The organism is Neobacillus cucumis (genome assembly GCF_002860255.1).
In the GTDB taxonomy this organism is placed as follows: Bacteria; Bacillota; Bacilli; order Bacillales; family Cytobacillaceae; genus Neobacillus; species Neobacillus cucumis_A.
Map to the genome: position 1 here is coordinate 144,710 of NZ_PGVE01000102.1, position 17,575 is coordinate 162,284.

Genomic DNA, 17,575 nt, shown 5'->3' on the forward strand with positions numbered 1-17,575 from the left:
TTTTCTACTTCTTTATCATAAATGTAGCAAAAATTTACTACTTTTTACATAGTTTTTAGTTTAGCAGTTCCATATTTTCTTTTCAACAGTAAATAGGGCACGTTCGAATACTTGAATTTTTAAACCCCAAAAAAGGGCACTTATTAAAAGTGCCCTCTTACTATTTTCTTCTATAACGATTTTGTAATTAAAGGTTTTACTTCAGAGATAAAATAAAGAGAACCTGTAACGATTAACATCTCTTTTGGTTTCAAGGATTTCATTTTTTCAAGGAGATAAGATGACCAATCTTCTACTGCCAATTTGCTTGCTGATTTACTTATTTGAAATAATTCCTCCGCTTTAGCGGCACGAGGAAAATCAAAGCTGACAAAAGTAATCTGATCAGCAATTCCATCAAGCATTCCAATCATTTCATCCAATTTCTTATCCCTTAACGCCGCAAATACAATATGAATGTTTCGGTCTTTGTATCTGCTGGATAACTCATGAACTAATGCCGTAATACCTTCCTGATTATGTGCTCCATCAATAATCACCAGGGGTTTTTCAGAAAGGATTTCAAACCTACCTGGCCAGTAAGCCTCTTTTAATCCTTTTCTAATTGATTGCTCAGTTACTTGAAAACCTGCTTGATTTAAATAGTCTGCCGCAAGAACAGCTAGTGACGCATTTTCCGTTTGATGCTGGCCCATCATACTGATCTCAAGCTGCTCTAGGGATAGAGACTTGGATTTTAAAGAAAACACTTCACCTTTAACAATGGATTCATGGCCACTAATCTGGAATTCTTGATTTAATCGAGAGATAGGAGCTGACTGCTTGTCCGCTACCTCCTCAATCACCTTTAAGGCACCTGGATGTTTTACAGCCGTAAAGATTGGTGTGTTAGACTTAATAATCCCAGCTTTTTCAAAGGCAATCTCCTCATAGGTATTTCCGAGGATATTAGTATGATCTAAACCAATGTTCGTAATAATAGAAGCTAACGGTTGAATAATATTGGTGGAATCAAATCGCCCGCCTAACCCAACTTCAAAAATGACCATATCAATATTATTGGCATTAGCAAAATAATAAAAAGCCATTGCTGTAATTACTTCAAACTCCGTTGGACCCCCAAGTTCCGTTCCTTCCAATTCATCTGCGAGCGGCTTAATAACATTGGTCAACCTTAGTATTTCCTCATCACTGATTGGTTTGCCATTGACACTAATCCGTTCATTAAATTGTTCAATGTATGGGGAGGTAAAGGTCCCAACCTCGTATCCTTCCGCTTGGAGAATCGAACGTAAAAAAGTGACGGTGGAGCCTTTTCCATTGGTCCCGCCCACATGAACAGCTTTGATTTTCTTTTCCGGAGACCCAAGCTTGTCCATCATCCATTCCATTCGTGTTAATCCTGGTTTAATTCCTAGTCTAAGTCTCCCATGAATCCAGTCCAGGGCTTCTTGGTAAGTCGTAAACAATTTTGGTACACCCCTTTTATGTAATCGAGACGAATCCATAATCGAATTCGTCTCGCCTATCATTTATCCTCTTAACTCTTTAATCCGTGCTTCCACTGTGTTTCTCTTCTCTAGATAATCTTTTTCTTTGGCACGTTCTTCTTCCACAACACTTTCAGGTGCTTTTTTCATAAAGCCTTCGTTGCTTAATTTCTTCTGAACTCGATCCACTTCTTTAGTTAAGCGGTCTAATTCTTTATTAAGACGCGCAATCTCTTCGTCGATATTAATTAAACCTTCTAGCGGTAAGATAATTTCTAAGCCAGTCACAACAGCTGTCATAGCTTTTTCAGGCACGTCGATCTCAATACCGATTTGCAATTCTTCCGGATTACAGAAACGCTCGATATAGCTGCGATTCGTTTCAACTGCTTTTAGAACCGAGTCATCTTTCGCTTTTACGATCATCTTAATCTTCTTGCTTAATGGCGTATTTACCTCTGCACGAATATTCCGTACGGCACGAATCATTTCAACGAGCAGCTTCATTTCTTGAGCCGCCTGTTCATCCGTTAACTCTGGCTTCACAGCCGGCCAAGCAGCCGTTGTGATGGATTCTCCTTCATGAGGAAGGTTCTGCCAGATTTCCTCTGTGATAAATGGCATGAATGGATGTAATAGACGCATCGTATGATCTAAAACATAAGCTAGAATTGAGCGAGTTGTTTTCTTCGCTGCTTCGTCTTCACCGTATAATGGAAGCTTCGCCATTTCAATATACCAATCACAGAAGTCATCCCAGATAAAGTTATATAATGCACGGCCAACTTCACCGAATTCATAGCGCTCCGAAAGTCTTGTCACATGCTCAATGGTTTCATTTAAGCGAGTTAAAATCCACTTATCAGCAACGGATTTTTCACCGCTGAAATCAATCTCTTCAAAGGTTAAGCCGTCCATATTCATTAACGCAAAGCGGGAAGCATTCCAAATTTTATTAGCAAAGTTCCAAGTAGATTCAACCTTTTCAAAGCTAAAACGTAAATCCTGACCAGGTGAACTTCCGGTGGATAAGAAGTAGCGCAGGGCATCAGCGCCATATTTTTCAATCACATCCATTGGATCGACACCATTGCCAAGTGATTTACTCATCTTACGTCCCTGCTCATCACGAACCAATCCGTGAATTAGTACATCTTTAAATGGACGTTCGCCGGTAAACTCGATGCTTTGGAAAATCATCCGGGATACCCAGAAGAAGATAATGTCGTAACCAGTTACAAGAGCGTCAGTTGGGAAGTAGCGTTTAAAATCCGCCGCCTCATTGTTTGGCCAGCCCATGGTTGAGAACGGCCATAATGCTGAACTGAACCATGTATCTAGTACGTCTTTATCCTGTTCCCAGTTTTCAGCATCTGCTGGTGCTTCTGTTCCTACGTATACCTCACCTGTTTCCTTGTGGTACCAAGCAGGGATACGATGGCCCCACCAAAGCTGTCTAGAAATACACCAGTCGCGGATATTTTCCATCCAGCGGAGATAGGTTTTTTCAAAGCGGTCAGGAACGAAATTTACTTTGTTCTCTTTGTCTTGCAGGGCAATCGCTTGGTCAGCGAGCGGCTGCATTTTTACAAACCATTGAGTGGATAGATATGGTTCAACAACAGCGCCGCTGCGCTCGGAGTGACCAACGGAATGCATATGCTCTTCAATCTTGAAAAGAACACCAAGTTCCTGTAAGTCCTTAACGATTTGCTTACGGCATTCAAAACGGTCTAAGCCTTGGTATTTGCCTGCTTTTTCATTCATGGAACCATCTTCGTTCATGACTAAGACACGCTCAAGGTTATGGCGGTTCCCTAGTTCAAAGTCATTCGGATCGTGTGCAGGTGTGATTTTTACCGCCCCTGAGCCAAATTCCATATCCACATAATCATCACCAACAATTGGAATTTCTCGGCCAACGATTGGAAGGATAACAGTTTTACCGATTAGATGCTTGTAACGATCATCTTCCGGGTGAACAGCAACAGCGGTATCACCAAGCATAGTTTCCGGACGAGTGGTAGCTACTTCGATGTGACCAGAACCATCTGCCAGTGGATAGTTCATATGGTAGAAGGCACCTTGAACATCCTTGTAGATTACTTCAATATCAGATAAAGCGGTTTTTGTTGATGGATCCCAGTTAATGATGTATTCACCGCGGTAGATTAAGCCTTTTTTATAAAGGGTGACAAATACTTCTTTAACCGCATCTGAAAGTCCCTCATCTAATGTGAAACGCTCGCGGCTGTAATCAAGACCTAAGCCCAATTTCGCCCACTGCTGACGGATATGGGAAGCATATTCTTCCTTCCACTTCCATGTTTCTTCAACGAACTTTTCACGGCCTAAATCATAACGGCTTTTTCCTTCGTTGCGAAGTTTTTCTTCCACCTTTGCTTGAGTGGCAATACCTGCATGGTCCATACCTGGAAGCCAAAGAACATCATATCCCTGCATCCGTTTCATCCGTGTCAGGATATCTTGCAGGGTTGTATCCCAGGCATGGCCTAAGTGAAGCTTTCCGGTCACGTTTGGCGGCGGGATCACAATGGTGTAAGGCTGTTTGCTTTCATCGTCCTTTGCCTCGAAAAATTTACCCTTCAGCCACCATTCATATCGACCTTTTTCAATTGTTTGCGGATCGTATTTGGTTGGCATTGTTAATTCCTTTGTTTCCATTTTATTTCCTCCTTAACATAAAAAACTCCATTCGTCTTGTAAAAGGACGAATGGAGTTTGCTTCGCGGTACCACCTTTTTTCCAATCAAAAAAACACGATTGGCTCTTAACTTAGATAACGGATTTTATCCGTCTTCAACTACTAGGATCTCTCCGTTCGCAGAAGAAGCTCATGGGCGACCTTCCAACGTTCCTCTTAGGAAATCTTCCAGCTGATGATTTCCCTCTCTTTAAGCAGGCGTGCATTGTACTCTTCCCTGTCGTAGCTTTCATTTTAAATTATATTGTTATACTACCCAAAAAAGGGGAGTGACGTCAATCATGATGACCAATTTTTTTATATTTTATACCTTATGTAATTATAAGAGAACTTATCTAGGCCTTTGGAATATATATAAATAAAAATTTTATTTTTCTTAGGGAGGTTCCCGGAACGTGAAACGTAATAATTTCCACAAATATAAATACCAACCCTGGTTTATTACTTCGCGCAGGATTGCCGCACAATTTATTGTTCCCTTTACGATCTTTCAATTTATTCGGACCCTGTTTTTACCGACTATCCTGGATGTATTGCTGTTAGTTATTTTTCTTGCGATTGCAGTCTCCATATACTTTGAAATTATATAAGGAGCCCATCATGCAGGTTAGGACTGCTGCTGGGCTCCTTCTTTTGCTTGTTTCCTTTGATTTTCTATTTCTGTCATCCGCATGACCACATACTCCGAATTCTTTAAGTGCCAATATTGTTCTTGAAGCTTACCGACAAATTTCATTTCATTCTTTCGTCCTTGTTTCTTGTAGAAGCTTTCCACCACTTGCATAATCGGAACCGGCAAAGCTAAATAACTATAGAATAATAGCTTCTCATCCTCTTTATAGGGAAAATATTTAAAGTAATGATACACCCAATCAATGGCCGTATCATTCCGCGTTGGCCTGGTATTTAATGATCTTGACAAATAGGGGAGGAGATCATGTATGGGGGACCCGTAACGGGCATTTTCAAAATTGATAAAGAAACCGTACCCCCGGTCATCATAAAGAAAATGTTCGGAAGATAATTTTCCATGGGTAATGACCATGCGCGCCTTCTCTGTGTCCTTCGTATTCTCGTACCATTCTTCGAATTTAGCTTTCGAAAAACGCAGTGCCTGGCTGATTTCGTTATAATACAGGCAATATAATAATTGAAACGGTGACATATAGGTCTTTTTTTCACATTCATCAATAAAACCATCAAGGAATTCCTGATGCTTCTCCAGCTGCTGAATGGTTTTTTCATAATGTTCGGTACGCTCTTCCTTACTAACCGTCACTTCTTTGGCAGAAAGGGTATGAAGCCTGGCTAACTCCCGAAAAAGTTCAAGATTTTTATGATCGCGGTTTTCTTTTTGACCATTTGTCATCCAGGGCATTAGGTAGTATAGATTATTCTCATGCAAAACGGCATATCTGCCGTCCATCGTTGGATAGATGGGAACGATGCGGTTGAAGCCCTTTTGATATAATAGGTGAACATGCCGGATGAAATCTGTCCCTGTTGTAGGTGGTATTTTTTTTAACGCAAATGTGCCTTTATTAGAATAAACCTTTTGAACAATCCCATAATCCTCTACAAAATAAGGCTCAACAAGATAATGGTTTAATATCGGTGCCACTGATTCTACCCGATTCATATCGCTCATGAGATGTCATCTCTCTTTCAAATTAGAAAGGCTGAGTTGTATGTTAATTTCCGCTCCAGGCGCTTCGCTTTCCGCGGGCGTGCCGGTGAGCCTCCTCGGCGCTTTGCGCCTGCGGGGTCTCCCCAGTCCCGTACTCCCGCAGGGGTCTCGCACCTTCCGCTCCAATTAACATAGTTCCTAAATCAACAATTACCTTTAACGCAGCCATTAAAAAATAAGCTGAGCAGGTTATAACAACCCGCTCATCTTTTTTATCCGTTAGTTTTTGGCAAATGTCCCTGGAATGTAAAGAACCTGCCCAACAAATACATCTTGATTTAAATCAAGGTTGTTAACACGAAGCAGATTCGGAACCGTTACATCGTATCGGTCAGCTAAGCTTGCCACCGTATCCCCTTTTTGGACGATACAAACCTTCAACTTTGTTTGGGATGTTCTTTCATCTTTACGTGCAAAGAACTCTGTTAACGTCATACTCTTTTTCTTAGCGGCCTTCTTCTTTTTCATATGTTTTGGTGGTTCTTCTGATGAGGAAGATGAACTTTCTTCAATCACTTCTGCAACAATCACTTCTTCATGGTGGTGCGGGGCTTCCTCTTCCACCACGACAATTTGTTCCACTTCTACCTCAACTTGTTCAGGCTTGCTGCCTTCACTTCTAGCCTCCTGAAGGCTCCAAGCAGGCGCGTACTCTTCTTCCTCTTCTTCTGCCTGTGGATGGTAGTTAAAGGTAGGGAATTTCGGCAAGATTTCCACTGGTTCTTCTTCCTGCTGTTTCCTGGCCTCTGCTTCAAACAAGTAATTGTTTTCAAACGTGTTATGGACAGCATGTTGTTCTACTTCCACTTCTTCCTCATTGGCACGATGAAGAACTTCATACTCTTGTTCCTCTTGATGCTGCTGGCCCTGATCATTGCCATATAACCCACTGATAGTTAACTCAGCAGAAAGCTTTAAGCAGCTGCGCTCAGGGATGGAATAATCAAATGATTCTACGAGGACATCGATATCATAAATACTTTGAATCCGGTTATTCGGAATCGTGATATCCACTGGGAATCGATGTGAAAACTCACAGCATCCCTCCTCTTCAAGTTCGGCTACTCTCTCAACAAATTTTAAAGACGTAGCAGTTTCCTCATCACTCACATCGCTGGTTTCATAACTTTTATATTCTCCGGTTAATTCGAGCGAACCACGTATGGTTACGTACTGATCGTTTTCCTGGATGGTGATGTCCGGGTCTAGGGAAATCGAAATGAGTTCCTCGACTTCCTGTCCTTTTCTAAACCACAATGACTCCTCCAAGGAAAATCGCAGGCACGATTGATTCTCTTGGGACAAAGCGACTCCTCCTTTCGTATCCTCCACGCAAAATCACTATGTCACTTACACTTTATGTGCTTTGTTTTTTAAATATGATTAAAAATGCTGTTGTGGCCTGAAAAAGAATTGTGTGGGAAATTGGAGAGTGGTTTATGATCTAAAAAAAACACCCACTTTCTAAAAAGTGGGTGCAAAAGCAACGATTATTTAAGTTTAGAGAAAGCAACCTCTGCTGCTTGAATCGTCTTTTCAATATCCTCATCAGAGTGCTCAGTAGATAGGAATAATCCTTCGAATTGAGATGGCGGCAGGAATATCCCCTGATTAGCCATTTCGCGATAATACGCCGCAAAGAACTCTAAATTGGACGACTTTGCTTTTTCATAATTAATGACGGCTTCATTCGTAAAGAAGAAGCCAATCATCGAACCGGCACGGTTAAAGCTAATAGGAATATCATATTTTTCAGCCGCTGCCTCAAAGCCTTTTTGGAGCATATCGCCTTTACGGATAAACTCTTGATAGTGCTCTGGGGTTAATTGACTTAATGTTTCGAGTCCTGCTGTCATAGCAAGCGGATTTCCTGATAATGTACCAGCTTGGTAAATTGGGCCGCTTGGGGCGATTTGCTGCATAATTTCTGCTTTACCGCCATAAGCACCCACAGGAAGTCCACCGCCGATTACTTTTCCAAGGCAAGTAAGGTCAGGAGTAACATTGAAATAACCTTGTGCACAATTGTAACCTACACGGAAACCAGTCATTACTTCATCGAAAATAAGTAAAGAGCCGTTTGCTGTGGTTAGCTCTCGAAGCCCTTCTAGGAATCCAGGAAGCGGAGGGACAAGTCCCATATTTCCTGCTACAGGCTCTACGATAATACACGCAATATCTTCACCGAAGTGTTCAAACGCATATTTAACACTTTCAAGATCGTTATAAGGAACCGTGATGGTATTTTTCGCAATCCCCTCAGGTACTCCCGGGCTGTCAGGTAATCCTAGGGTAGCAACTCCTGATCCTGCTTTAATCAACAATGAGTCGCCATGACCATGATAACAGCCTTCAAATTTAAGAATTTTATTGCGGCCAGTATAGCCACGTGCTAAGCGAAGGGCACTCATGGTTGCTTCTGTTCCTGAGTTAACCATCCTGACTACTTCTATGGATGGGACACGCTCAATCACAAGCGCTGCTAATTTTGTTTCCAGCAAGGTTGGTGCACCAAAGCTTGTACCCATCTCAGCTGTTTTTTTCAAAGCCTCGACTACTCGATCATTGGAGTGGCCTAAAATCAGCGGCCCCCATGACAAGACGTAATCAATATATTCATTACCATCTATATCGTATATTTTTGACCCTTTGCCTCGTTCCATAAAGATGGGGCTCATATTTACGGATTTAAACGCCCGAACCGGGCTGTTAACACCGCCAGGCATTAGGTTTTGGGCTTGTTTAAATGCTTCAATCGATTTCGTATACGAACGCATTCTTTTCCCTCTTTTCAAATAGGTTTATTGCTCTTCTTTTAACCAGCGGCATGCATCTTTCGCATGATAAGTAACAATTAAATCTGCACCTGCACGTTTCATACCCACGAGCATTTCAAGCACAGTCCCTCTTTCGTCTATCCAGCCGTTTTGGGCTGCTGCTTTAATCATGGCATACTCCCCGCTGACGTTATAAATGACAACAGGCAGGTTAAAGTTATTTTTAATGTCACGAACAATATCAAGATACGGCATACCTGGTTTAACGATTAAGAAATCTGCACCTTCAGCCACATCAGATTCTGCTTCTCTGAAAGCTTCCATCCGGTTAGCCGGGTCCATTTGGTAGGTTTTCCGGTCACCAAATTGCGGTGCTCCCTCTGCCGCTTCACGGAATGGTCCATAAAAAGCGGAGGCATATTTAACCGCATAAGACATAATTGGAATCTCTGTAAAACCAGCTTCATCTAACCCAGCACGAATCGCTGCTACGAAACCGTCCATCATGTTTGAAGGTGCAATAATATCTGCACCGGCTTGTGCTTGGGCTACAGCTGTTTTTACAAGCAAATCAAGAGATTCGTCGTTAAGGATTTTGTCGCCTTTAATCATTCCGCAGTGACCATGGTCGGTATATTCACATAAACAAGTATCTGCAACAATAATGATATCCGGGAAGTTTTCTTTTATATAACGGGTAGCGACCTGAACAATCCCATGGTCATGGAATGCTTGCGTACCACAGGCATCTTTTGTTTTGGGAATTCCGAATAATAATACGGACTTGATTCCGTGTGCAACAATATCTTCCATTTCAGCATGAAGGTTGTCCATTGATACTTGGAATACTCCAGGCATAGAAGAAACTTCGTTGCGAATATTTTCGCCTTCATAAATAAATAACGGATAAATGAAGTCTTCCGGTCTTAGGTGGTTTTCTCTGACTAGTGCGCGCATATTGGCACTTGTACGTAATCTGCGATGACGTTGAAATTGAAGTTCCATTATATAATTACCTCCAAATAATTTTAATTAAATTTGTTACTGGCGGATAACTGCCGTTAGCTCGCGACAGCTTTTTAACTTTTATCCTCAAGATAAGCAATCGTGCTCTTCATCATATCCTTCACGGTGTACTCATCCGGAGAAGCATGAACCGTTATACCGTACTCAAGCAGCTTTTTTTCAGTAACCGGTCCGATACAGCCGATTATACATTTTTTCAACGACTCCTCCAAACCATATTGTCTCACAACCACCATAAGATGATCGACAGTCGATGGGCTAGTGAAGGTTAGAATATCTAATTCATTATCTGCCAGCATCCGTGCCAGCTTCAACCGGCTTTCCTCTGGCATGTACGTCTCATAAATAACTACTTCATCAACATGTGCACCCGCCTCTGTTAAGGAAGCAGCAATATGTTCTCGGGCCAGATTGCCTTTAGGGAGCAGTACCTTTGAATGAATATCAACGGCCGGTAAAAACTCATCCACAAACACCTCCGCCACATAGGCCGAAGGTACAAATGCCGCGTGAATACCTTTTTCATGAAGGACCTCAGCCGTCTTCTTCCCAATAACAGCAATCTTAGGCAGCGCTTGTTTATCCCGATCGTAAAAGCTGAAAAAGGTTTCGACTGTTACATTGCTCGTAAAAATAAGCCAATCATATGTATCAAGGGCCTCCAAACACTCTTGAAGGCGATGATTTTTTTCTATCGGACGAAAGGCAATTAGAGGGATTTCCACAGGAATCCCTCCATAACCTTCGACCAATTGGGAGAAAGCTTTTGCTTGACCTTTTCCTCGAGGAACAAGGACTTTTTTGTCATGCAAAGCAGAGCATTTACTCACGACCTTCGAGCTCCCGTTTTACCTTCTCAATCAGGTCCTTGGCTCCTTTTTTAATTAATAAATCAGCAGCCTCATTTCCAAGCTCTTCCGGATTTTGTCCGCGAAGTTCTTCTCTGAATATTTCTTGACCCTCAGGTGAACCTACTAACACATTTATGACGATTTCATCCTTTTCATCTACTTGAGCAAAGCCGGCAATCGGCACCTGGCAGCCGCCCTCCATTTTTTGAAGGAAAGCACGTTCAGCACGAACGGCTCTTTCCGTGTTTTTACAAGTGAATTTTCCAAAGAGTTCTAGCAGTTCTTTATCGTCCTCACGGCACTCGATCGATAATGCTCCTTGGCCAACGGCAGGAACACAAATATCCGCATCAATAAATTCGGTGACAACTTCCTTTGCCCAGCCAAGGCGGGATAGACCTGCGGCTGCAAGAATAATGGCATCATATTCACCTGTTTTTAATTTATCTAATCGTGTATCTACATTGCCGCGAATCCATTTAATCTCTAAATCCGGACGTTTGGCTAAAAGCTGGGCACTGCGGCGAAGACTGCTTGTACCGATGATGGCCCCTGGCTTTAATTCATTCAATTTCAAATGATCATTTGAGATCAAGGCATCACGATGATCCTCTCGAAAAGGAATACATCCAATCGTTAAACCTTCCGGCAAAACAGCAGGCATGTCTTTCATACTATGGACAGCCATATCAATTTCTTTATTAAGCATGGCCTGCTCGATTTCTTTTACGAATAATCCTTTTCCTCCAACCTTTGAAAGGGTAACGTCTAGAATTTTATCCCCTTTGGTTACAATTTCTTTTACTTCAAATTCAAAATTCGGGTTGAGTTTTTTCAGCTGTTCAATGACCCAATTAGTTTGGGTTAATGCCAATTTGCTTCGTCTAGAACCAACAATAATTTTTCTCATGATTGCCTCCTAATGTTATGTATACCATAAATGAAAAGATGATAATCGACCAAATAAGAAAAAGTTAATTAATACAATTAAAAAGGACGCTGTATTCCAGATAGCTAATTGTCTGCCATAAAGATTTTTCACGATCCGCAGGTATAAATAAATGCTATAAGATGAAAGTAACAAGAAAGACCCAATGATTTTCATATCGTACCACGGCATACCCGGGACCTTTAGAAATGCCCATTGCAGGCCTAAAATCAAGCTGAGTAAGAGTATTGGTACGCCAATGACAGCTAATATGTATGATAGCTTTTCAAGCTTCTCTAAATCTGCAAGCCGGATTAAGCGTGACCCCCATTTTTTTCTTTTCAGCAAATCATATTGAAGTAAATATAACGCTGAAAAAACAAAGGAAAGGGAAAATGCCCCATACGAAAGAATAGCCATCGTGATATGAATCAACAGCAGTTCAGATACCAGCTTGTTTGCCATGACAGTGGAGTGGTATTGTATCGGGACAAATGTATGGATGGCCATAACGGTAAATCCAAGTATATTTGTAAAAAAGACAATAAAATCTACTCGTAATAAGTGATTTATAACAATTGACAATGTTACTAATACCCAGGCATAAAAATAAAGCCCCTCAAAAATTGTTAATACAGGGAACCTGCCTGTTTTGATCATATATAAAACAAGAAAGACTGTTTGCAATATCCATACAAATGCAAGTAACCAGAAAGCAATACGATTTGCCTTCCGGTTATGGTTGATAAAGTCGAAAAAATATAACAACACACTGAAGGCGTATAGAACAACTGTAAATTCGTGAAGCCTCGTCAAAAGAGTGTTAAACATAGCAACAACTCCTTATGACTGGAAAGAAGCCTGAACTTCTCCAACCGGTATTTTAGTAGTTTTGGCTGCTTTCTCATGTTGTTCCTGAACAAGCCCTTCGATATTAAAGATCTTCATAAACAATTCCATCGCCTGATCTGCATCCGGTCTTGCCGCCAATTCTTTCGCTTGTAAAATAGGATCCTTTAAGAGCTGGTTGATAATGCTTTTTGTATGTTTATTTAATACTTTTATATCCCGATCTGATAGGTTAGGAAGTTTCCGCTCAAGACTCTCCATTGTTTCCGCCTGAATCGAAAGTGCTTTTTCCCTAAGTGCTGAAATTACAGGGACTACACCAAGTGTGCCCAGCCAATGTTTGAAATCAACGATTTCTTTTTCAATCATAAACCTGATTTTTGCGGCAGCTTTTTGACGCTCCTGTAAGTTTGCTTCGACAATACCTTCTAAATCGTCAATGTCGTATAAAAAGACATTTTCAAGTTCGGCAATTCTTGGATCTAAGTCACGAGGTACAGCGATATCGACCATAAACAATGGTTTTCCTTTGCGCTTTTTCTCCACTTTTGCCATTAATTCTTTTGAGATAACAAAATCTTTCGCACCTGTTGAACTGATTAGGATATCAGCCTCCGCAAGTGATTTCTCTAATTCAATAAGATTCTTTGCTTCACCATCAAAGCGGTTTGCAAGCTCTTTTGCCTTTTCAAACGTACGATTAATGACGGTTACTTTCTTCACACCATTACCATGCAAGTTCTGAGCAGCAAGTTCCCCCATTTTTCCGGCTCCAAAGATTAAAACATGTTTACTTTCAAGGGAACCAAAAATTTTCTTTGCAAGTTCCACAGCAGCATAGCTGACAGAAACAGCATTGGCGCCAATATCTGTTTCAGAATGTGCGCGTTTTGCAAGGGTGATCGCTTGTTTAAAGAGGTGATTAAATACGGAACCGATCGTTTCCTCTTGTTGAGCCAGCATAAAGCTTGTTCGTACCTGTCCAAGAATTTGTGTTTCTCCTAAGACCATCGAATTTAGTCCACAAGTAACATTGAATAAGTGGTCTACTGCTCCGTCATCCTCATTGACAAAAAGGAACGGTGAAAATTCTGTCTGCTCGATTCCGAACCATTCGGACAGAAATTCCTTAATATAATAACGGCCTGTATGTAGCTGATCCACAACCGCATAAATTTCCGTACGATTACATGTCGACACGATAATATTTTCAAGGATGCTCTTTTTTGTATTTAATTGTTTTATGGCATCCACAAGATCGGTTTCATTGAAGGTTAACCGCTCACGGATTTCAACAGGGGCAGTTTTATAGTTAAGACCGATGGCTAAAATATGCATTTGTTTAATTACACCCCCAAAAAGTTTACAGTAATCACTAGTAAAATTATATCACGAGCAATTTCGACATTTGCTCGAAAAATGTGAACAAAATGAAACAATATGCTAATATAAAATAAACTCATTTGATTTGCGAGTTTTATAAAGATACTTTAGCATAGATTTCTTTACATATTCTTAAGAATGGTTTATTTATAAATACTTCCCTATGTACAGTATCAAAAAAATAGAATAGATTCAAGTGAACCTTACTGGAAGTGGTGGTGTTTTTAATGAAAAATCAAAGGATTTTCCCTGGGATTATTCTGATTGGATTTGGGGCTTATTTTCTACTGCAGCAGACAGGCTTTACTCTTTTTCAACAATTTTATACATGGCCCACATTGCTCATTATTGTAGGTGCAGCCTTTTTGGGACAGGGATATTCTGCAAAAGAATATGATGCGATTCTCCCCGGAGTGATAATGACTGGATTTGGCCTTCATTTTCATCTTTCAGGTCATCTAGCCTTTTGGCCTGCCAATACGATTGGCATGTTAATTTTAATTATTTCTGTAGGCTTCTTTCTTCGTTTTCAAAAAACGAATTCCGGCCTGTTTCAGGCGTTCCTTTTTCTCATTATAGCGGTTTTACTGATGTTTTATGATAAGATTGCCGGTTATTTCGGCCTCCTGCAAAACGGGATGAATTTAGTTTGGAAATTTTGGCCCGCTCTATTAATTGTCGTTGGTATCTATTTTTTACTAAAAAAGAAAAAATAACCGCCTGATGCAGATTGAACTGCTTAGGCGGTTATTTTTTTACATATAACTTTGCAAAATCGACCAGGCTTGATCTTTGCCTTCGCCCGTTTCCGAAGAGAACAGAACGATATGGTCATTTTGATCTAATTCAAATGTCTCGCGTGTAACCTTTAAATGTTTTTGCCATTTTCCTCTAGGGATTTTATCTGCCTTTGTCGCAATGATGATACATGGGATTCCGTAATGTTTGAGAAAATCATACATCATCACATCATCAGAGGTTGGCGGATGGCGTAAATCAACAATTAACACGACAGCCCGAAGCTGTTCGCGGGTCGTGAAGTAGGTCTCAATCATCTTCCCCCATGCGGCCCGCTCAGTCTTAGAAACTTTGGCATACCCATAACCGGGGACATCCACAAAATGCAAAATTTCATTAATTAAATAAAAATTGAGTGTCTGTGTTTTACCTGGCTTAGATGAAATCCTTGCCAGCCCTTTTCGATTCAACATCTTATTAATAAAAGATGACTTCCCAACATTCGAGCGTCCGGCAAGCGCAAACTCCGGAATCTCTGTGTCAGGATATTGCTCAGGTTTTACAGCACTAATGACAATATCGGAACTAACTACCTTCATCTAACTTCTCCTTCTAATAGAGCACGCTTCAATACCTCATCCACATGGGCAACAGGAACAAACTCCAAATCATTTCGGACGCTTTCAGGAATATCATCAATGTCCTTAACATTATCCTTTGGAATGATGACTGTCTTGAGTCCGGCACGATGGGCACTAAGCGATTTTTCCTTCAAACCGCCAATCGGAAGTACACGGCCTCTTAAGGTGATTTCACCTGTCATTCCAACCTCACGACGGATTGGTTTGCCCGTTAGAGCTGATACTAGCGCTGTTGCCATTGTAATCCCTGCTGACGGCCCATCCTTTGGAACGGCTCCTTCTGGGACATGGATATGAATATCGTATTTTTCATGAAAATTTTCATCTATACCAAGTTCATTTGCTTTTGAACGAATATAACTAAATGCCGCTTGAGCCGATTCCTTCATGACATCGCCAAGCTTACCAGTAAGAACAAGCTTACCTTTACCCGGGGATAATGATACCTCAATTTGCAAGGTATCTCCACCGACAGTTGTATACGCTAAACCAGTAGCTACCCCTACTTGATCTTCTGCCTCGGCCATGCCGTAATGGAATCTTGGCTTTCCTAAGAATTCCTCTACATTCTTCTCCGTAATAATAACACGCTTCTTCTCACCAGCTACGATAATTTTGGCCGTTTTCCGGCAGATGGTTGCCATTTGACGTTCAAGGCTTCTTACTCCAGCTTCACGAGTATAGTAACGGATAACCTTCAAAATGGCTTCATCCCGTATTTGCAGAACACCTTTGGATAGTCCATTTTCTTTAATCTGTCTTGGAAGTAAATGATCTCGGCAAATATGAACTTTTTCAATCTCCGTATAGCCTTCAATCGTAATAATTTCCATCCGATCTAACAGTGGTCCAGGTACCGTAGACAGATTATTGGCCGTTGCAATAAACATAACCTTCGATAAATCGTAGGTTTCTTCTATATAGTGATCACTGAAATTATGGTTTTGTTCCGGGTCTAATACTTCCAGCATCGCACTGGATGGATCCCCGCGAAAATCACTGGACATTTTATCAATCTCATCAAGCAGGAAGACCGGATTAATGGTACCTGCTTTTTTCATACCTTGGATAATTCGGCCTGGCATGGCTCCGACATACGTCCTGCGGTGACCTCGGATTTCAGATTCGTCACGAACACCGCCAAGGGATACACGGACAAAATTCCGATTCAGGGAGGTCGCAATCGAGCGGGCCAAACTTGTTTTACCAACCCCTGGAGGTCCCGCAAGGCAAAGAATAGGCCCTTTAATCGAATTGGTCAGTTTTTGTACAGCTAAATACTCAAGCACACGTTCCTTTACCTTTTCTAGCCCGAAATGCTCCTCATTTAGGATTTTTTCAGCACGAAGGATATCGATGTCGTCCTCAGTCTTTTTAGACCACGGCAGAGAAATCAGCCAGTCAATATAGTTTCGGATGACTGCACTCTCTGCAGAGCTCGCCGGTACCTTTTCATAACGGTCGAGTTCTCTAGTGGCTGCGTTTTTGACATGCTCCGGCATGCCTGCCTCTTCGATTTTCTTCTTGAGATCAGCAATTTCGCCGGTTTTTCCTTCTTTATCACCGAGTTCCTTTTGAATCGCCTTCATTTGCTCGCGAAGGTAGTACTCTTTTTGTGTCCTTTCCATCGAGCGTTTTACACGCTGGCCAATTTTCTTCTCCAGATTAAGGACTTCTTTTTCATTATGAATGGTATCAATGACGCGATTCACACGCTGTTTAATATCAACCAGTTCAAGGATTTCTTGCTTTTCCTTTAACTTAATCGGCAAATGGGACGCAATAATATCCGCCATTCGTCCCGGTTCCTCTATATCAGCAACAGTTGCATAGGTTTCAGCAGAAACCTTTTTAGACAATTTTATGTATTGCTCGAAATAATCAAGCATCGTTCTCATCAAGGCTTGGTCCTCTACATCTTTTGTATCTGGGTCCTCGTAGGTAACGATACTAACGGAGTAATAGTCTTCTTCATCATAAAAAGAAACAACTTCTGCTCTATTCAAACCTTCTACTAGTACGCGAATCGTACCATTAGGAAGCTTTAACATTTGCTTAACCTTTGTCAATGTACCCAATTTGTATAAATCTTCTTCTGCAGGTTCATCAATTGAGACATCCTTTTGAGTGGTTAAAAAAATCAAATGGTCATCTACCATCGCTTTTTCGAGTGCTTGCACAGATCTCTCACGACCTACATCCAAATGAAGTACCATTGTCGGATAGACGAGCAATCCTCGAAGCGGCAGGAGGGGGACGATCAATTCATTCTGTTTCGCCATTATACTGCACCTCCACATGCATTTCTTTTATTTTCTACTGCTTTGCAGAATAGTCTTTGTTGTACAATTCTATCTTATTTGGTTTTATGTGTCTATTTTTAGAGAGTGTACGTTGTTTCTTTTTCAATATAATTATTTTCCCCAAACAAAACCGTTTTCTTCCTCAAAAAAAACTTCGGTTTGATTTTACGAATCAAA

The 17,575-nt window shown here is 41.1% G+C and carries 15 protein-coding genes and 1 other annotated feature; of the genes, 2 read left to right on the top strand and 13 right to left on the bottom strand.

Annotated elements, in window-relative coordinates:
- Positions 1–170: 170 nt before the first annotated feature.
- Positions 171–1,469 carry a bifunctional folylpolyglutamate synthase/dihydrofolate synthase gene (locus CVD27_RS26455; protein ID WP_101652132.1) on the bottom strand — a complete coding sequence of 433 codons (1,299 nt, stop codon included), beginning with the start codon at positions 1,467–1,469 and terminating at the stop codon, positions 171–173.
- Positions 1,470–1,532: 63 nt separating this feature from the next.
- On the bottom strand, positions 1,533–4,175 hold the full coding sequence (locus CVD27_RS26460; protein ID WP_101652074.1) for a valine--tRNA ligase: 2,643 nt from the start codon (positions 4,173–4,175) through the stop codon (positions 1,533–1,535).
- Positions 4,176–4,214: 39 nt separating this feature from the next.
- Positions 4,215–4,448, bottom strand: a binding site (T-box leader).
- Between the two features lie 162 nt (positions 4,449–4,610).
- On the opposite strand from CVD27_RS26460, the gene CVD27_RS26465 reads away from it, so the two are divergent.
- Complete coding sequence (locus tag CVD27_RS26465; protein WP_101652076.1) at positions 4,611–4,805, top strand: hypothetical protein; 195 nt, start codon at positions 4,611–4,613, stop codon at positions 4,803–4,805.
- A gap of 17 nt (positions 4,806–4,822) precedes the next feature.
- Here the strand turns inward: CVD27_RS26465 and ysxE are convergent, their stop codons facing one another.
- From ysxE to hemA, 9 genes are all read right to left on the bottom strand, one after another.
- Positions 4,823–5,863 carry a spore coat protein YsxE gene (gene ysxE / locus CVD27_RS26470; protein ID WP_101652078.1) on the bottom strand — a complete coding sequence of 347 codons (1,041 nt, stop codon included), beginning with the start codon at positions 5,861–5,863 and terminating at the stop codon, positions 4,823–4,825.
- Between the two features lie 43 nt (positions 5,864–5,906).
- Positions 5,907–6,071: a hypothetical protein gene (locus tag CVD27_RS28430; protein ID WP_180960464.1), complete on the bottom strand. Its 165-nt coding sequence runs from the start codon at positions 6,069–6,071 to the stop codon at positions 5,907–5,909.
- A 50-nt stretch (positions 6,072–6,121) separates the two neighbouring features.
- On the bottom strand, positions 6,122–7,234 hold the full coding sequence (gene spoVID, locus CVD27_RS26475) for a stage VI sporulation protein D (protein WP_257984498.1): 1,113 nt from the start codon (positions 7,232–7,234) through the stop codon (positions 6,122–6,124).
- Positions 7,235–7,392: 158 nt separating this feature from the next.
- Entirely contained in the window at positions 7,393–8,679 is a 1,287-nt protein-coding gene (hemL, locus tag CVD27_RS26480) for a glutamate-1-semialdehyde 2,1-aminomutase (RefSeq protein WP_101652082.1), read from the bottom strand.
- 24 nt (positions 8,680–8,703) lie between these two features.
- Entirely contained in the window at positions 8,704–9,684 is a 981-nt protein-coding gene (gene hemB / locus CVD27_RS26485) for a porphobilinogen synthase (protein WP_101652084.1), read from the bottom strand.
- A 74-nt stretch (positions 9,685–9,758) separates the two neighbouring features.
- Positions 9,759–10,535 (bottom strand): uroporphyrinogen-III synthase, encoded by a 777-nt coding sequence (locus tag CVD27_RS26490; protein WP_101652086.1) that lies wholly within the window; start codon positions 10,533–10,535, stop codon positions 9,759–9,761.
- Positions 10,528–11,466: a hydroxymethylbilane synthase gene (gene hemC / locus CVD27_RS26495; RefSeq protein WP_101652088.1), complete on the bottom strand. Its 939-nt coding sequence runs from the start codon at positions 11,464–11,466 to the stop codon at positions 10,528–10,530. Before hemC ends, CVD27_RS26490 begins: the two co-directional genes overlap by 8 nt.
- 15 nt (positions 11,467–11,481) lie before the next feature.
- Complete coding sequence (ccsA, locus tag CVD27_RS26500; RefSeq protein ID WP_101652090.1) at positions 11,482–12,315, bottom strand: cytochrome c biogenesis protein; 834 nt, start codon at positions 12,313–12,315, stop codon at positions 11,482–11,484.
- A 12-nt stretch (positions 12,316–12,327) separates the two neighbouring features.
- A complete protein-coding gene (gene hemA, locus CVD27_RS26505; RefSeq protein WP_101652093.1) occupies positions 12,328–13,671 on the bottom strand; it encodes a glutamyl-tRNA reductase in 1,344 nt (447 codons plus the stop codon).
- A 272-nt stretch (positions 13,672–13,943) separates the two neighbouring features.
- On the opposite strand from hemA, the gene CVD27_RS26510 reads away from it, so the two are divergent.
- Entirely contained in the window at positions 13,944–14,432 is a 489-nt protein-coding gene (locus CVD27_RS26510) for a LiaI-LiaF-like domain-containing protein (protein WP_101652095.1), read from the top strand.
- Positions 14,433–14,471: 39 nt separating this feature from the next.
- Here CVD27_RS26510 and yihA read toward each other — a convergent pair whose 3' ends face one another.
- Both yihA and lon read right to left on the bottom strand, forming a co-directional pair.
- Positions 14,472–15,053 carry a ribosome biogenesis GTP-binding protein YihA/YsxC gene (gene yihA / locus CVD27_RS26515; protein ID WP_101652097.1) on the bottom strand — a complete coding sequence of 194 codons (582 nt, stop codon included), beginning with the start codon at positions 15,051–15,053 and terminating at the stop codon, positions 14,472–14,474.
- Entirely contained in the window at positions 15,050–17,377 is a 2,328-nt protein-coding gene (lon, locus tag CVD27_RS26520) for an endopeptidase La (RefSeq protein ID WP_101652100.1), read from the bottom strand. Before lon ends, yihA begins: the two co-directional genes overlap by 4 nt.
- Positions 17,378–17,575: the final 198 nt, after the last annotated feature.

What these genes read in the sequence shown, in the direction of transcription:
- yihA (WP_101652097.1), bottom strand. Translation starts at nt 15,053, where the DNA reads ATGAAGGTAGTTAGTTCCGATATTGTCATTAGTGCTGTAAAACCTGAG.
- hemA (WP_101652093.1), bottom strand. Translation starts at nt 13,671, where the DNA reads ATGCATATTTTAGCCATCGGTCTTAACTATAAAACTGCCCCTGTTGAA.
- CVD27_RS28430 (WP_180960464.1), bottom strand. Translation starts at nt 6,071, where the DNA reads ATGGCTGCGTTAAAGGTAATTGTTGATTTAGGAACTATGTTAATTGGA.
- hemB (WP_101652084.1), bottom strand. Translation starts at nt 9,684, where the DNA reads ATGGAACTTCAATTTCAACGTCATCGCAGATTACGTACAAGTGCCAAT.
- hemL (WP_101652082.1), bottom strand. Translation starts at nt 8,679, where the DNA reads ATGCGTTCGTATACGAAATCGATTGAAGCATTTAAACAAGCCCAAAAC.
- CVD27_RS26510 (WP_101652095.1), top strand. Translation starts at nt 13,944, where the DNA reads ATGAAAAATCAAAGGATTTTCCCTGGGATTATTCTGATTGGATTTGGG.
- lon (WP_101652100.1), bottom strand. Translation starts at nt 17,377, where the DNA reads ATGGCGAAACAGAATGAATTGATCGTCCCCCTCCTGCCGCTTCGAGGA.
- ysxE (WP_101652078.1), bottom strand. Translation starts at nt 5,863, where the DNA reads ATGAGCGATATGAATCGGGTAGAATCAGTGGCACCGATATTAAACCAT.
- CVD27_RS26460 (WP_101652074.1), bottom strand. Translation starts at nt 4,175, where the DNA reads ATGGAAACAAAGGAATTAACAATGCCAACCAAATACGATCCGCAAACA.
- ccsA (WP_101652090.1), bottom strand. Translation starts at nt 12,315, where the DNA reads ATGTTTAACACTCTTTTGACGAGGCTTCACGAATTTACAGTTGTTCTA.
- hemC (WP_101652088.1), bottom strand. Translation starts at nt 11,466, where the DNA reads ATGAGAAAAATTATTGTTGGTTCTAGACGAAGCAAATTGGCATTAACC.